This window comes from Dyella sp. 2YAF14, assembly GCF_052114725.1.
Taxonomy (GTDB): domain Bacteria; phylum Pseudomonadota; class Gammaproteobacteria; order Xanthomonadales; family Rhodanobacteraceae; genus Dyella.
On record NZ_JBFRFH010000008.1, the window covers coordinates 1 to 15,803 of the forward strand.

Genomic DNA, 15,803 nt, shown 5'->3' on the forward strand with positions numbered 1-15,803 from the left:
GGCGGGCGTTTCGATCGGCTGCCGCCGCTCGAGTCACTTTTCTTTTGCTGGCCCAAAAGATCCCACGGGACTAGCTTCGCGTCGAAAGTAACCCAAAGAAAATGGCCTGATAACGCCCGCAGCATCGTGTTGGGATAAGCCCGAACGCTTGAGGTGCGTCGTGGTGGGACAACCTCCGAGGGTACACAGGGGGTAGTTCAAAGCGCTGCGCAACGCGCCCGAATCGCTGAGGACTTAGAGCGGGGCCTCGCTTCGCATCGGCTTTGGGCATCGCTCATTTTCTCTCCAACGCCCGCTTGTCTGTGGGAGCGCACCCTGTGCGCGACAGCCACGCTGGGGTGTACCGCTCCGTAGGTTTGTCGCGCACAGGGTGCGCTCCCACAAAGAGCCGACCGGCAAGATTGATCCGCACCCACGAACCTGCGTCCCCCTTGTAGGAGCGCACTTGTGCGCGACCGCGGCGCTCGGATGTACCGCTCCGTCGGTTGGTCGCGCACAAGTGCGTTCGTACAAAAGACCTGCCCGACCCAGTAGCGCCTGGCGTTGTTCGGCTCTTGATGTGGCTCTTCGCCCTCGGGGTCCCCGTAACCCGCCCGCGCACCTGGAGGGCCGCAGGCCCGGAAGGCGCGTCATCCGGGGTGCCGTTTCTTTTGGTTACTTTTCTTTGGGCAAGCAAAGAAAAGTAACTCGGGCCGCGGCAGCGGCACGAAAGCCCGCGGCAGGCGAGCCAGATCGCGGGAACACGACAACCAAAACCGAGGCTCTGGATGACCAGCTGTTCGGCTGTTGAAGAGCGCTTCCTGCCTGCGCCGGTATGACGAGCAAGGACTGAGGCTCAGGATGCCCAGCTATTCGGCTGTTGAGGGGCAACCTCCGGCCCGTGCCAGGGCGCCAGGCAAAAGAAAACCGGCTAGTGCCGGCCACTTCCCCAGGCACACAAAAAAGCCGGCTTCCGCCGGCTTTCTCGCCAACCCAAGATTCAGGTAACGAGGCTGGCTTACGCCAGCTCGTGGATCTTTGCGTTGAGGCGGCTCTTATGGCGAGCAGCCTTGTTCTTGTGGATCAGGCCGCGGGCAGCGTAGCGGTCCATGACCGGCTGGGCAGCGGCAAAGGCTTCAACGGCGGCAGCCTTGTCCTTGGCCTCGATGGCCTTGACGACCTTCTTGAGGGCGGTGCGCACCATGGAACGGGCGCTGACATTGCGCAGGCGGCGCTGCTCGGACTGGCGCGCGCGCTTCTTCGCGGACTTGATGTTGGCCAAGGTAGAACTCCGAAATGAATTGCTGGGTTGGAAAAAGACGGCAAGTATGCGGCTAATGAGCCGCTGCGTCAACAGCTTAGCCGTTTGTCAAGGCGCTCCGCGGAGCGCCATGCCACCGCCATGGTGGCCAAGGGGAACGGTCGGCCTCGATTATGCCACGTCTGCGCTGTCATCTTTCCATTCCGGGCTGTCAAACTACGCGCCTTTCGCCACCGGGGCAGAGGGGCTCCGGTGCGCAGCGCGTCTCACCAGCATAGGTACGACCTCAAGGCATGAAGTCTCCCAGCATGTTCCGCGGGCTGCTGTCATTCAGCAGCATGACCATGATTTCACGCGTACTCGGGCTGGTCCGGGACATGTCGATCAATGCCACCTTCGGCGCCAATGCGGCCACCGATGCGTTCTGGGTGGCGTTCCGCATTCCCAACTTCATGCGCCGCCTGTTTGCCGAAGGCTCGTTCTCGACGGCCTTCGTGCCCGTCTTCACGGAAGTGAAGGAGAAGCGCAGCCATGAGGATTTGAAGCAGCTGATGTCCCGCGTGTCCGGCACGCTGGGTGGGGTGCTGCTGGTCATTACCGCGCTGGGGGTGATCTTCGCGCCCCAGGTCGCTGCGCTGTTTTCGCAGGGCGCGGCCGATACGCCGGAAAAATTCGCGTTGACGGCGCAACTGCTGCGCCTGACGTTTCCTTTCCTGCTATTCGTTTCGCTGACGGCACTGTGCGGCGGGGCGCTCAACAGTTTCCACAAGTTCGCCTTGCCGGCGCTCACCCCGGTGATCCTCAACCTCTGCATGATCGGCGGCGCGCTGTGGCTGTCGAAGTTCGTGCATCCGCCGATCATGGCGATGGGTTGGGCGATCATGGTCGCGGGCCTGCTGCAGCTGCTGTTCCAGCTGCCGTCGTTGCGCGGGCTGGATCTGCTGACGCTGCCGCGCTGGGGCTGGAGCCATCCGGATGTGCGCCGCATTCTTACGCTGATGGTGCCGACGCTGTTCGGCTCGTCGATTGCGCAGATCAATCTGTTGCTCGATACGGTGATTGCGGCGTATCTGATGACGGGTTCGCAAAGCTGGCTGTCGCAGGCCGACCGTTTCCTTGAATTGCCGCTGGGCCTGTTTGGCGTGGCGCTGGGCACGGTGATCCTGCCGTCGCTGTCGCGTCACCACGTGACCACCGACAAGGACGGTTTCTCCAAGGCGCTGGACTGGGGCTTGCGCATCACGCTGCTGATTGCCGTGCCGGCGATGTTTGCGCTGATGCTGCTGGCCAAGCCGCTGGTGGCGACCTTGTTCCAGCATGGCCAGTTCACGCCGTTCGATACGCGCATGGCGACGTTGTCGATCACGGCGCTCAGCTTTGGCTTGCCTGCGTTCGCGTTGGTGAAGGTCGCCCTGCCGGCCTTCTATTCGCGTCAGGACACCCGCACGCCGGTGCGCGCCGGTGTGGCCTCGCTGGTGGCGAACATGGTGCTCAATGTGATCTTCGTGGCGATGCTCTATGTGCTGTGGGCAACGCCGGCACAACGCCAGCTGCCGTGGCTGGATGGCATTGCCGCCGTGCCGGGGCTGCACATGGCGCTAGGCATGGCGAGCGCCCTGGCGAGCTATATCAACCTGGGCCTGTTGTGGCACTGGTTGCGCAAGGCTGGTGTGTATCAGCGTCAACCCGGCTGGGCGCGCCACCTGATGCGTCTGGTGCTGGCCTGCGTGGTCATGGTCGTTGTGCTGCTGGCCGGCATGTGGGTCTGGCCAGACTGGACCGATGCCGGCAAATGGACCCGTGTGTGGCACCTGGCCGTGCTGGTATCGGCGGGCGGCGGCGCCTATGTGGTGACTCTATTTGCCGCGGGCTTCCGCCTGCGCGAACTGCGTGGCGTCTGACCTTTTACAGGCCAAAACGCAGCCTGCCAGCCGCTATACTCGCCCGATGATGAGACTTTCCAGGGATGTCGCCGGCCCCAGTCTGGCGCCCGGCGGCAGCGTCGTAGCCGTCGGCGCGTTCGACGGCCTGCACCGCGGTCACCAGGCCCTGCTTGCGCAGGTGCATGAACGCGCCGCCAAGCTTGGGCTCACGGCTATCGTGGTGAGCTTCGAGCCGTTGCCGCGCGCTTTTTTCTCACCGGAGCCGGTGGCCAGGCTGTCCAGCGTTCGCGAAAAGCTGCGCGGCTTTGACGAAGCTGGCATGGGGCAGGTGCTCTTGTTGCGCTTCAATCGAGCCCTCACCTCTATGTCGGCGGAGGATTTCATTCGCCGCGTACTGGTGGATCGGCTGAACGCGCGCGAGGTGTGGGTAGGGGCGGATTTCCGCTTTGGCCATAAGCGCAGCGGCGACGTGGCGATGCTGGAGAGCGTGGGTCCCGAACTGGGTTTCACCGCCCGCACCATGCCCTCGGTGCTGCTGGATGGCGCGCGGGTGTCGGCCACGCGGGTCCGCATGCTGCTGGCGGCCGGCGAGTTTTCCGGCGCGGCGCCGCTGCTGGGCCGGCCGTTCGTGATCGAAGGCAAGGTGGAATACGGCAAGCAGTTGGGTCGCCAGTTGGGCTATCCCACCGCCAATATCCACCTGCGCGACCGCAGCAGCCCGGTACACGGCATTTTTGCGGTACGCGTGGGCCTGGGCGAGAGCGAGTGCAGCTGGCCCGGCGTGGCCAGCCTCGGCGTTCGTCCCACCGTGAACGAGGTGCCGGAGCCGCTGCTGGAAGTGCACTTGTTCGACTTCGAGGGCGATCTCTACGGCCAGCGCATGGCGGTGGAATTCGTCGCCAAGCTGCGCGATGAGCAGAAATTCGACAACCTGGACGAGTTGACCGTCCAGATGGCCAAAGACGCGCGCCAGGCCCGTGAGTTGCTGGGCATGAATCCGCGTCTCAGCGAGGCGTAACTGCCTCAAATCCGGTAACGTTGGCGCTTTCGCCGTGATGGTTGAAGCGCCGGCCCCAGGGCCATGGCGCTGCCGAGGCGACACCCGACAACCCGACGATCAGAGCATCCCCAGGCAATGACCCAGGATTACAAGAACACCATCAACCTGCCGCAGACGGAATTCCCGATGCGCGGCGACCTCCCCAAGCGCGAGCCCAAGTGGCTGGCCGATTGGCAGCAGGTGGGCCGCTACGAGCAGATTCAGGAGCGCGCCGCCGGCCGCGACAAGGTGTTTGTACTGCATGACGGCCCGCCGTACGCGAACGGTGCGATCCACCTAGGTCACGCGGTGAACAAGGTGCTCAAGGACGTGGTGGTGAAGTCGCGCCTGCTGGCCGGTTTCCGCGCGCCCTACGTGCCGGGCTGGGATTGCCATGGTCTGCCGATCGAAGTGGCGATCGAAAAGAAATTCGGTCGCGTGGGCGACAAGCTCGACGCCGCTGCGTTCCGCCAGAAGTGCCGCGAGTACGCGCAGCAGCAGATTGATCTGCAGCGCACCGACTTCAAGCGCCTGGGCGTGCTGGGCGATTGGGAACACCCGTATCGCACGATGGACTTCAAGTACGAAGCGGACATGGTGCGTGCGCTGGCCAAGATCGTGGGCAACGGTCACGTCGTGCGCGGCGCCAAGCCGGTGTACTGGTGCTTCGATTGCGGTTCGGCGCTCGCCGAAGCGGAAATCGAATACGCCGACAAAGTCTCGCCGGCCGTTGACGTCGCTTATGACGCGGTCGACCCGAAAGCGCTGGCACAGAAGTTCGGTGTCGATGCGGGCGACGCCATCGTCGCCATTCCGATCTGGACCACCACGCCATGGACGCTGCCGGAAAGCCTGGCAGTGTCGCTGGGTGGCGAACTCGAGTACGCGCTGATCGAAGGTCCGGCGCGCGAGGGCCAGCGCGTGCTGCTGGTGATCGCCAGCGCTCTGGTCGAAAAGGCCGCGCATCGTTACGGCATCGACGAGCCGAAGGTGCTCGGCCATGTGGCAGGGCAGACGCTGGAAGGCGTGCTGCTCAAGCATCCGTTCTATGCACGCGAAGTGCCGGTGTTGATTGGCGACCACGTGTCCGCCGAAGACGGTACCGGCGCCGTGCACACCTCGCCCGACCATGGCGTGGAAGACTTCGTCGTCTCGCGCAAGTACGGCATCGAAACGCTGAACTACACCGAGGCGCGCGGTACGTATCGTGCCGATACGCCGGCCGCGCTCGATGGCACCGTCATCGCGGGCAAGCATCTGTGGAAGGCCAACGACGAAATCGTCGAGCTGCTGCGTCGTCGCGGCGTGCTGCTGGCGTTCGCCAAGATCGAACACAGCTATCCGCATTGCTGGCGCCACAAGTCGCCGGTGATCTTCCGCACCACGCCACAGTGGTTCATCAGCATGGAGAAGGAAGGCCTGCGCAAGACCGCGCTCGATGCGATCAAGCAGGTGCGCTGGGTGCCGGGCTGGGGCGAAGAGCGCATCGCCGGCATGGTGGGCGATCGTCCCGACTGGTGCATCTCGCGTCAGCGCACCTGGGGCGTGCCGATCGCGCTGTTCATCAACAAGAGCACGCAGGAACCGCATCCCGATTCCGTCGCGTTGCTGGAACAAGTGGCCAAGCGCATCGAGCAGGGCGGTATCGACGCGTGGTACGCGCTCGATGCGGCCGAGCTGCTCGGCGATCAGGCGAAGGACTATGAAAAAGTCCTCGACGTGCTCGACGTGTGGTTCGATTCCGGCGCCAGCCACTTCACCGTGGTGGGACAGCGTCCCGAACTGCAGCAGGGCAATGCGAGCAGCTACAAGGTGATGTACCTGGAAGGTTCGGATCAGCATCGCGGCTGGTTCCAGTCCTCCTTGCTCACCTCGTCGGCGATGTTCGCCAAGGCGCCGTACAACGACGTGCTCACCCATGGTTTCACCGTGGATGCGCAGGGTCGCAAGATGTCCAAGTCGATGGGCAACGGCATCGAGCCGCAGGACATCATGAAGAACCTGGGCGCGGACATCCTGCGCCTGTGGATCTGCTCGACCGATTACCGCAACGAGATGTCCTTGTCGGACGAAATCTTGAAGCGCGTATCGGATACGTATCGCCGCATCCGCAACACCGCGCGCTTCCTGCTCGGCAACCTCGACGGTTTCGATCCGGCCAAGCATCTGGTGCCGGTGGAAGAAAGCACGCTGCTCGACCAGTGGGTGGTGCAGCAGGCGTACGACGTGCAGCAGGCGGTGACGGCGGCATACGACCGCTACGATTTCCCGGAGATCGTCCAGCGCGTGCAGAACTTCTGCACCAACGAGCTGGGTGCGCTGTATCTGGATATCACCAAGGATCGGCTGTACACGATGCCGACCGAAAGCCATGGCCGCCGCAGCGCGCAGAGCGCGATGTACCGCATCGCCGAAGCGCTGGTGCGCTGGCTGGCGCCGGTGCTGACGTTCACGGCCGAAGAAATCTGGCAGCACATGCCGGGCAAGCGCAGCGAGAGCGTGCTGTTCGAAACCTGGTATGACGGTCTGGCAGCCACGCAGGGTTCGCCGGAGCAGCGTCGCTACTGGTCGGATCTGCTGGCGATCCGCGATACCGCGTCGCGCGTGCTCGAAGGCATGCGCAAGGCCGAGCAGATTGGCGCATCGCTGGAAGCGAAGGTGGCGATCCATGCCGATGCTGCCGTGGTTGCGCGCTATCAGCCGGCGGCGTCGGAACTGCGCTTCTTCTTTATCAGCTCGGATGTGCGCCTGGATCTGGCCGGTGGTCAGCCGGCGGACGCGGTGCTGACCGAGCTGGAAGGTGCGGACGTATGGGTGTCGGCAACGGTGAGCGACGCGGCCAAGTGCGTGCGTTGCTGGCAGCGTCGCGATGATGTCGGCACGCATGCGGCGCATCCGGAACTGTGCGATCGCTGCATCAGCAATGTGGAAGGGCCGGGCGAGAATCGTCGCTGGTTCTGATTTTTCTTCCTCTCCCCTCCGGGGAGAGGATTGAGGTGAGGGGCGGGTGCTCGCGGGATGGTTAAAAAATGCCGTGTCGCTCGCTTCAACGCTCTCGCAAGATTGGCCCCTCACCCCAACCCTCTCCCCGCAGGGGAGAGGGAGTATCTGCGCAAGATATGGCTACTCATGAAACCCAAACCCAACGCCCTTTCCTGGCTCGCGCTCTCCCTCGTCGTCATCGTGCTCGATCAACTGAGCAAGTGGTGGGCGCTTGCGGCGTTGCAGCCGGCCGGCACACCCCACCCGGTAATTCCCGGTTTCCTCAACTGGACGCTAGCCTTCAACAGGGGCGCGGCTTTCAGCTTTCTCGCCAACAACGACGGCTGGCAGCGCTGGTTCTTCGTGCTGCTTGCGGTTGTAATCAGCGGCGTATTGGTCGTTTGGCTATCGCGCACGCCGCGCGGCGACTGGAAGACGGCGATGCCGCTGGGCCTGATCGTGGGTGGCGCCTTGGGCAACCTGATCGATCGCCTGCACGCCTCGCAGGTGACGGACTTCATCCACGTGTATTTCCGCGAGTGGAATTATCCGGTGTTCAATCTCGCCGACTGTGGGATCACCGTGGGCGCCGTGATGCTAGTGGTTTTTGGCTTATTTCAGGGCAAGGCTAAGGCCTGACCCCGCCCTCACGTACGGTGGTACCGGCCGTGCGATAATGCCTACCAGTCAGTCTGCCAGGTCCGGAGCTTCCGTGGACATCCTGCTCGCCAATCCCCGTGGTTTTTGCGCTGGTGTGGATCGCGCCATTGCCATCGTCGAACGCGCGCTCGAATCCTATGGCGCCCCTATTTATGTGCGCCACGAAGTGGTGCACAACCGCTACGTGGTCGACAAGCTGCGCGCCGATGGCGCCGTGTTCGTCGAAGAACTGCACGAAGTGCCGGATGGCGCCACGGTGATCTTCAGCGCGCATGGCGTGTCCAAGGCTGTGCGCGAAGAAGCCGACCAGCGTGGCCTCAAGGTGTTCGACRCCACCTGTCCGCTGGTCACCAAGGTGCATATGGAAGTGGCGCGCCTGGGTCGTATCGGCCGCAGCGTCGTGCTGATCGGCCACGGTGGTCACCCCGAAGTCGAAGGCACCATGGGCCAGTGGAACCCTGCCAACACCGGCGAGATCCTGCTGGTGGAATCCGTGGAATGCGTGGCCACGCTGGAACCGAAGTTTCCGCACGAGTTGTCGTACGTGACCCAGACCACGCTGTCGGTGGACGACACCAAGGCGATCATCGAAGCGCTGCGCGCGAAATTCAGCGACATCGAAGGCCCGCGCAAGGACGACATCTGCTACGCCACTCAGAATCGTCAGGATGCCGTGCGCCGCCTGGCCGCCTCGGTGGATCTGATGCTGGTGGTGGGCTCGGTCAACAGCTCCAATTCCAACCGCCTGCGCGAACTGGCGGAGAAAGAGGGCGTGCGTTCCTTTCTTATCGACGGGGCGGAGCACATCGAGCGCAGCTGGCTCGACGGCGTCACCCACATCGGCCTCACCGCCGGCGCATCGGCGCCGGACAAGCTCGTGCGCGACGTGATCGCGCGCCTGCAATCGTGGGGCGCCGGCACGGTGCGCGAACTCGACGGCGAGCCGGAGACGATCACCTTCGCGCTCCCTAAGGAACTGCGTCTGGTCGGCGGCGTTTCCGCGAGTCTTTGAGCGCCGACATCTTGCGCGGTTCGGCTGCGCTCCGTAGAATTGGCGGTTCCTCGCCGGAATAGCTCAGTTGGTAGAGCGGCGCATTCGTAATGCGTAGGTCGTAGGTTCGATTCCTATTTCCGGCACCAGCATCAAGAAAAAGGGCCTGCGCAAGCGGGCCCTTTTTTTTGTTTCCCGCGAACGCCAACAGCAGCGCTCCGGTTCGGGCGCCATCTCGCTTGCGTAATAAATTGCGAGCCAGCGGCTTGCCTCGCTGATGCGACCATAACTGCTAGAACAGTTATATCTATATGATTCTATAAGGCTTGGACGAAAAAATGCGGCTCCGATCACAGGGCCCAAGCCTTCGTCTACCGCTCATCGGCAAGTTCTTACCGTCCATCACGAAAGAATTTACGAAATGTTTTGTAGGCCCTAGGCTGAATCTCAAGTAGTCAGAAGGGGCTGACCATGTGTGTAAGAGCGATAGGGGGCGCCGGCAGCGGTGCCGGGCGTGCTCAAACCGGCTTCACGCTGGTCGAGTTGATGGTGACGCTCACGGTGATCGTGGTGTTGACCGCCATCGCCGTGCCGAGCTTTCGCAGCCTCACACTTTCCAATCGCCTGACCGCTTCGGCCAACGAGATCGTGGGCACCATCCAGGTAGCGCGGATGGAAGCGATCAAGCGCAACGCGCGCACACAGCTGTGCAGCAACTCCACCACCAGCAACGCTGCCGACGCCTTGGGCCAGGCCTGTGGAACAGCGCTGGGCGCTGTGGTGGCCACGACGGCGTCGGGTCCCGTGGTGGTGCGTGAGAGTCAGCTCGATCTGACCGGCTCGGTAATCGTGGCGGGCAACATGACGGCGCTGCGCTTCAACGCACAGGGCATCGCGCACGCCACCAGCAGTTCCGCCCCCTATGCAGGCCAGGTCATCGATATCTGTACACCGGCGCTGCGTGCCGAGAATCATCGGGTGATTCGAATGGTGGCCGGCTCGGTCGTGCAGACCGACACGACAACGACAGAGTGCTCCTCATGACGACGCATTGTTTTCGCATTCGCCGGCCTTGCCGTCGCGCCCATGAACCTGGCGCCGCGAGCGCGCAGCGTGGCGTTGGTCTCATCGAGGTCCTGGTGGCGGTGTTGCTGCTGTCCATTGCGTTCCTCGGCGTCGCGGCATTGCAGGCCAAGTCGCTGTCCACCAACAACAGCGCGATGGCGCGCAGCATGGCGACGATGGCCAGCTATTCCATCCTGGATGCGATGCGGGCTGACTACGACTTGGCTCGTTCGGGCGGCTACAACACCTCGTCGCCGATGAAGGCCAGTGCTTGCCCTGCTGCCGATACGACGGTCAAGAACACGCAGTTGAACGACTGGTGCGTGCAGCTGGGCCAGACGCTCGGCGCGAGCGACACCACGACGGGCAGCATCGCCTGCACCGGCACGCGGGGTGACTGCACGATCACCATCACCTTCGACGACAGCCGCGCCGGGAAGGGTGGGGCTAGCAACCAGACCGTCGTGACGAGGGGCATGCTATGACGCCGCGACTGCTCCGTTCTGCGATGTATCGTCGTCACGCCGTGCGCGGCTTCACGCTCATCGAGCTGATGGTGGCCATGCTGCTGGGCCTGGTCGTGATGGCTGGTGTCGGTAGCGTGTTTCTTTCCAACCAGCGTGTGTATCGCACCAATCGCGCGCTCAGCGATGTGCAAGACAACTCGCGTGCAGCGTTCGAGCTGCTGGCGCGGGACATCCGCAATGCAGGCCTGACCGCTTGCAGCAATAGTGGTCGCGTTGCCAACGTGCTCAATATCGGGCCGGTCAACGGCGGCACGACCTGGTGGGGCAACTGGTCCAATGCCGTGCGTGGATTCGAAGGCAACGACACCGATGTCGCCGCAGGCACCGGCGATGGCGATCGCATTGCAGGACAGGCCTCGCTGCAATTGCTCGGTGGCGAAGATGCGAGCTATAGCGTCGCGTCGCACGATCCCAGCACGGCGACGTTTGCATTGAACGAAGCCAGCACGGATCTGGCGGCAGGCGATGTATTCATCGTGTGCGACTACGACCATGCGGCCATCTTCCAGTCCAACAGCTATAGCGCCACGGCCAAGACCATCGGCCACGCAACCACCGGCGGCAATTGCTCGACCGGCCTGGGCTTTCCGACGTCTTGTGGCTCGGCCAACTTCTACACGTTTGGCGCCAACGCTTATGTCACGCGCCTGAATGTCTCGGACTGGTACGTCGGCAAGAACCCGGCCGGCACCCGGTCGCTGTATCGATTGGGCCGCGCAGGCGGCACGCCGACACGCCAGGAAATGGTGCGTGGCGTGTCCGATATGCAGCTCAGCTATCACCAGAGCGATCTGGCGGGTACGCCGTTCGTCAAGGCCAATAACGTCACCAACTGGGGCAACGTGAATGCGGTTCGCGCCACGCTGACCATGCAGAGCGCCGACGATCGCGCGAGTACGAGCAATACCTCGCTGGTACGCAGCTTCACCGTGACCACCACTGTGCGCAACCGGGTGCTGTGAGATGAGTGCCATGATTCCTCAAGCGGTATTTCCCCAGAGCATCAACTCGAACCGGCGCATGCGCGTGATGCGGGCATCGCCCAGGCACGAGCGAGGTGTCGTGCTGGTGGTGGCCTTGCTGCTGCTGGTGGTCGTGACCCTGGTCGGCTTTGCCGCCGTGCGCGGCACCATCATGCAGCAGAAGATGGCCGCCAATCATTACGACCGGCAGATCGCGTTCCAGAGCGCGGAGGCCGCGCTGCGTGCCGCGAAACTGCGAATCACCGGCAATCCCGGCGACATCGCGCGCAACTGCCGTACCGGTTCGAGCGCATGCCTGTCCAATCCGTTCAACGATCCGAATTTGCCGTCCGGCAGCATCCATGATGTTGCCGAGGGTACGGCGGATGGCCAGTTCACCAAGGCATCCGTGGCGGCCAGCCAGCCGCAGTACGTGATCGAAAACATGGGCAACTGGGCTGATCCGACTTCCGATACCGGTTTCGATCAGAGCGCCAATTCCTACAACTACGGCAACTCCGGCGGTTCGACCACGGCCGTCTACTACCGCATCACGGCGCGCAGCGGCGATCCGGCGGCGGTGGGCGATCGCGCGGTCGTGGTTTTGCAGGCCATCGTCAAGCAACGCTGAGTTTCATCGACGCGGCGCCGGTGGATCGTGCGCCGTTCACCTTCAGGGCGGATCGATATGAAAAATCATTCCAGCTTGCGCGCCCGCGCAGGCCGCTTCACGGGCAGGCTGCTGTCGGTCGGCCTCACGGTGCTGGCGCTTGGTGTGCTCTCCACGCCGAGCATGGCGGCGGTGACGGTGGACCAGCAGCCGTTGATCATCCAGAAATCGCTGCCGCCCAACATCGTGCTGATGTTCGACGATTCCGGCTCCATGGCCTGGGATTTCATGCCCGATGCGAAGTTCCTGCCCGGTGCAACGACCAACAACGGCGTCACGCTGGTGGATCTCGATGCACTGCGCTATTCGGGCAACAACGGCACCTACTACAACCCGGGCGTGACCTATACGCCGCCGGTGAAGGCCGATGGCACGAAGTACACCGCGCCCACTGGCATCGATAGCGCCTTCGTCGATGGCTTTCGCAGCGCCACCACCACGGATGTGACGCAGTACGCGTCCGATAGCTTCTGCGATTACAACAACGTCAGTTCGCGCAACTGTACGAGCGGAAACAGCACGTCTTACCACTACTTCAAGTACTACTCGGTCATCACGACGACATCGAACAACACCAGCACTTACGCGGCCACCCCCACGTGCAGCGGTAGCGATACGCTGGTGAAGGACGGCAGCGCCAATAACGGCCTGTGCAAGCGAACCAGTGGTGGCAACACGACCTATCGAAACCCCTCCACCACCGGTTGCACGAGTCCCGACACCTATCTGCCGGCCAGCCTGCTGTGCCAGAAAATCACCCAGGTCACCACCAATACCAATCTGTTTACCTATACCGTGCCGGGAAGCAACGGAACCTATACGCGCAAATACATCGGCAAGACCGGCGCCTGCACGGCCGCGAGCCTTACCTCGGCGACCTGCGACGACAGTACGACGGCGCAGCAGAACGTGGCCAACTGGTTCTCGTATTTCCGCACGCGCATCCTGATGGCCAAGAGCGGCCTGATGAACTCGTTCTCCGGGCTGGATACCACTTTCCGCGTGGGCTTTGGCTCGATCGACGGCAACAACGACTCCAAGTTGCCCACGGGCCAGACCAGCAAGAACAACTTCAATATCGCCAACGTGAAGCCCTTCGTCGATCAGAAGACTGCGTTCTGGACGTGGCTTGAGGGTGAGACCGCCAACAACGGCACGCCGTTGCGTTCGGCGCTTGATGCGGTGGGTCAGTACTACAAGACCGATCAGCCCTGGGGCTCGATGAGCAGCGACCCGGACTATGGCACCGCCAGTGGCAACACCGAACTGGCCTGCCGCCAGTCCTACACCATCCTCACCACCGACGGTTTCTGGAACGGCGCCGCGGCATCCGCCACCATCGGTGATGCCGACAGCACCGCGAAGACCAACTCGGGCGGCAACAGCCAGTCGTACACGTTCACTGCCGCCAAGCCGTACAAGGATGGCGTGTCCAACACGCTGGCCGACGTGGCGATGTACTACTGGGTCAACGATCTGCGCACGAATACGTCCAACGAAGTGCCGGTGAACAACGAGGATCCGGCCTTCTGGCAGCACATGACCACCTTCACGCTGGGCCTTGGCTTTACGCCCACTGGCATCACGCCGGCGGGAACGACCGTGGACCAGATCTTTACCTGGGCGCGCGGTGGTACCGCCATCAATGGTTTTGCGTGGCCGGCGACCAGCTCCGACAGCATCAACAATATTGCCGACCTGGCGCACGCGGCGGTGAATGGTCACGGTGGCTTCTATTCCGCGACCAGCCCCGAAGCATTCACCAGCGGCCTGAAGGATGCGCTCAAGCGCGCAACGGAGCGTGTCGGTACGGGTGCCAGCCTGGCCGCCAACTCCACGCAGTTGAAGACGGGCACGGTTGCCTACCAGGCCAACTACTACACGGCGAAGTGGAAAGGCGATCTCAAGGCGCTGTCGATCAATGCCAACTCCGGCGCAATCGCGACCAATCCCGATTGGACGGCAGCGGCAGCGTTGCCGGCCTATGCCGATCGCAAGGTGTACAGCTACAACGCATCCGCTGTATCGCCCAATACGCCGGTGTTCCAGTTCAATGCGGCCAACGTCGGCATGTTGTCCGGCACCCAGCAGGCCGCGTTGGGCGCGACCAGCGCCGCGCAACAAATCCTGATCAATTACCTGTTGGGCGATACCTCGCAGGAGCAGCGCAATGGTGGAACGTTGCGCAACCGCGACACGCCCCTGGGTGACATCGTCAACTCCCAGCCGGTGTACGTGGGTGCGCCCAACGCCAACCAGTTTGTTGGCAAGAGCTTTACCGGCTCCAGCACGTTTGCCAGTTATGCGGCGGGCAAGGCCAGCCAGGCCGGTCGCATCCTTGTAGCGGCCAACGACGGCATGCTGCACGCCTTCAATGGCAGCACCGGCGCCGAGGTGTATGCGTATCTGCCGTCGGCGGTGATCACCAGCAACCTCAAGCAGATTGCGGACCCCGGCTACGGCGGCACCGACGTCGCCCACCAGTACTTCAACGATGGTGAGTTGACGGTGGCCGACGTTTACTACGGCAGCCCCGGTGCGTGGCATACCGTGGCGGTGGGAACTACCGGTCGCGGTCTGGCCAAGGCGGTGTATGCGCTCGATGTGACCGATCCGGACGTCTTCAAATTGCTGTGGGAGCGCTCCGCGTCCGACGGCCTCACAAACAGCAGCTATATCGGCCAGATGAACGGCAAGCCGGTCGTCGCGCAGACCGCCAATGGCTCGTGGTCGGTGTTGATCGGCAATGGCTACAACAGCAGCAATGGCGCGGCGGCGTTGTTGCAGTTCGGCATCACCGATGGTGCGCTGACGGTGCACACCACCAGCGATCCGGCTACCGGCAACGGCCTGGCGGCGCCGGGCGTATGGATCGGCAATGCCGCCAACGGCATCAGCACGGTGGCTTATGCGGGCGATGCCAAGGGGCAGGTGTGGAAATTTGGCCTCAACGACGGCACCGCGGCCACGCCCAGCAGCATTGGTACGTTGGTATTCACGGCCACCGACGCGGGTGGCACCGCGCAGCCCATCACGGCGGGCATGTTGATGGGGCGTGATCCGGCCACGAGCAATCTGTGGCTGTTCTTCGGCACGGGCAAATACCTCGCGTCGGGGGATCTCAACAGCACGGCCACCCAGACGTGGTACGGCCTGATCGTGCAGGCCAGCACCGACACCGTCGTAACCAACCTGGTGTCCCAAGGTCGAACGGCACTCGTGCAGCGCCAGATCCTGGCCGAGTCGGCCGGTGATCCTGCCGCCACGCCGCCGGTGTCGCCGGGACGTGCCATCACGGCCAAGCCGAGCACCAGCGATATGGGCGACAAGTCCGGCTGGTACATGGACCTGACTTCGCCCAGCAACGGCGCCGAGGGCGAGCGCATCGTGACGCCCAATCAGTTCCAGGGCAGCCTGTTGCTGGGTACGACGCGTATCCCGCAGGCGACCGACGCGTGCAACCCCTCGGGTCGCGGCTGGATCATGGCGCTCGACCCGTTCAGTGGTGCCGCGGCCAGCACCAGTTTCTTCGATCTCAATGGCAACGGTGCGATCAACGACGCCGACGGGGTCAGGTCGGGCAACAACACGCTCACCAACAGCGGCATCGGTTTCAACTCGCTGCCGAACAACCCGATCTTCGTGGGCGGCGTGATGCTGGTCAGCTTCGACAACGGCTCGAACGGCAGCGTCTATACCGCCGGTTCGCAGGGAGATTTCAGTCGCGTGTCATGGCGCGAACTGGTCAACCCCTGAGCGACATTCCATGCGAATGAGGAGAGCA

11 protein-coding genes and 1 tRNA gene are annotated in these 15,803 nt (G+C 63.2%); 11 read left to right on the forward strand and 1 reads right to left on the reverse strand.

Translation table 11 applies throughout. From position 1 onward, the window contains the following. Positions 1-997: 997 nt before the first annotated feature. On the reverse strand, positions 998-1,261 hold the full coding sequence (gene rpsT, locus AB4Y82_RS12945; RefSeq protein WP_008213299.1) for a 30S ribosomal protein S20: 264 nt from the start codon (positions 1,259-1,261) through the stop codon (positions 998-1,000). A gap of 272 nt (positions 1,262-1,533) precedes the next feature. Here rpsT and murJ point away from each other — a divergent pair, with 272 nt between their 5' ends. The 11 genes from murJ (at position 1,534) to AB4Y82_RS13000 (ending at position 15,775) form a co-directional block, all read left to right on the forward strand. Then, entirely contained in the window at positions 1,534-3,141 is a 1,608-nt protein-coding gene (gene murJ, locus AB4Y82_RS12950) for a murein biosynthesis integral membrane protein MurJ (protein ID WP_441603581.1), read from the forward strand. Between the two features lie 46 nt (positions 3,142-3,187). After that, positions 3,188-4,141, forward strand: a complete 954-nt coding sequence (locus tag AB4Y82_RS12955) for a bifunctional riboflavin kinase/FAD synthetase (protein WP_441603582.1) — start codon at positions 3,188-3,190, stop codon at positions 4,139-4,141. Between the two features lie 117 nt (positions 4,142-4,258). Further along, complete coding sequence (ileS, locus tag AB4Y82_RS12960) at positions 4,259-7,123, forward strand: isoleucine--tRNA ligase (protein ID WP_441603583.1); 2,865 nt, start codon at positions 4,259-4,261, stop codon at positions 7,121-7,123. A 168-nt stretch (positions 7,124-7,291) separates the two neighbouring features. Further along, positions 7,292-7,783 (forward strand): signal peptidase II, encoded by a 492-nt coding sequence (gene lspA / locus AB4Y82_RS12965; RefSeq protein ID WP_441603584.1) that lies wholly within the window; start codon positions 7,292-7,294, stop codon positions 7,781-7,783. Between the two features lie 73 nt (positions 7,784-7,856). After that, a complete protein-coding gene (gene ispH / locus AB4Y82_RS12970) occupies positions 7,857-8,816 on the forward strand; it encodes a 4-hydroxy-3-methylbut-2-enyl diphosphate reductase (protein ID WP_441611367.1) in 960 nt (319 codons plus the stop codon). Between the two features lie 52 nt (positions 8,817-8,868). Next, a tRNA-Thr gene (locus AB4Y82_RS12975) sits at positions 8,869-8,944 on the forward strand. A gap of 322 nt (positions 8,945-9,266) precedes the next feature. After that, positions 9,267-9,839: a GspH/FimT family pseudopilin gene (locus AB4Y82_RS12980; protein ID WP_441603586.1), complete on the forward strand. Its 573-nt coding sequence runs from the start codon at positions 9,267-9,269 to the stop codon at positions 9,837-9,839. After that, entirely contained in the window at positions 9,836-10,345 is a 510-nt protein-coding gene (gene pilV, locus AB4Y82_RS12985) for a type IV pilus modification protein PilV (protein WP_441603587.1), read from the forward strand. Before AB4Y82_RS12980 ends, pilV begins: the two co-directional genes overlap by 4 nt. Further along, positions 10,342-11,349: a PilW family protein gene (locus AB4Y82_RS12990; RefSeq protein ID WP_441603588.1), complete on the forward strand. Its 1,008-nt coding sequence runs from the start codon at positions 10,342-10,344 to the stop codon at positions 11,347-11,349. The genes pilV and AB4Y82_RS12990 overlap by 4 nt, the downstream gene beginning before the upstream one ends. A gap of 1 nt (position 11,350) precedes the next feature. Then, positions 11,351-11,980, forward strand: a complete 630-nt coding sequence (locus tag AB4Y82_RS12995) for a pilus assembly PilX family protein (RefSeq protein WP_441611369.1) — start codon at positions 11,351-11,353, stop codon at positions 11,978-11,980. A 57-nt stretch (positions 11,981-12,037) separates the two neighbouring features. Then, a complete protein-coding gene (locus tag AB4Y82_RS13000; protein ID WP_441603590.1) occupies positions 12,038-15,775 on the forward strand; it encodes a pilus assembly protein in 3,738 nt (1,245 codons plus the stop codon). The last annotated feature ends 28 nt before the right edge of the window (positions 15,776-15,803 follow it).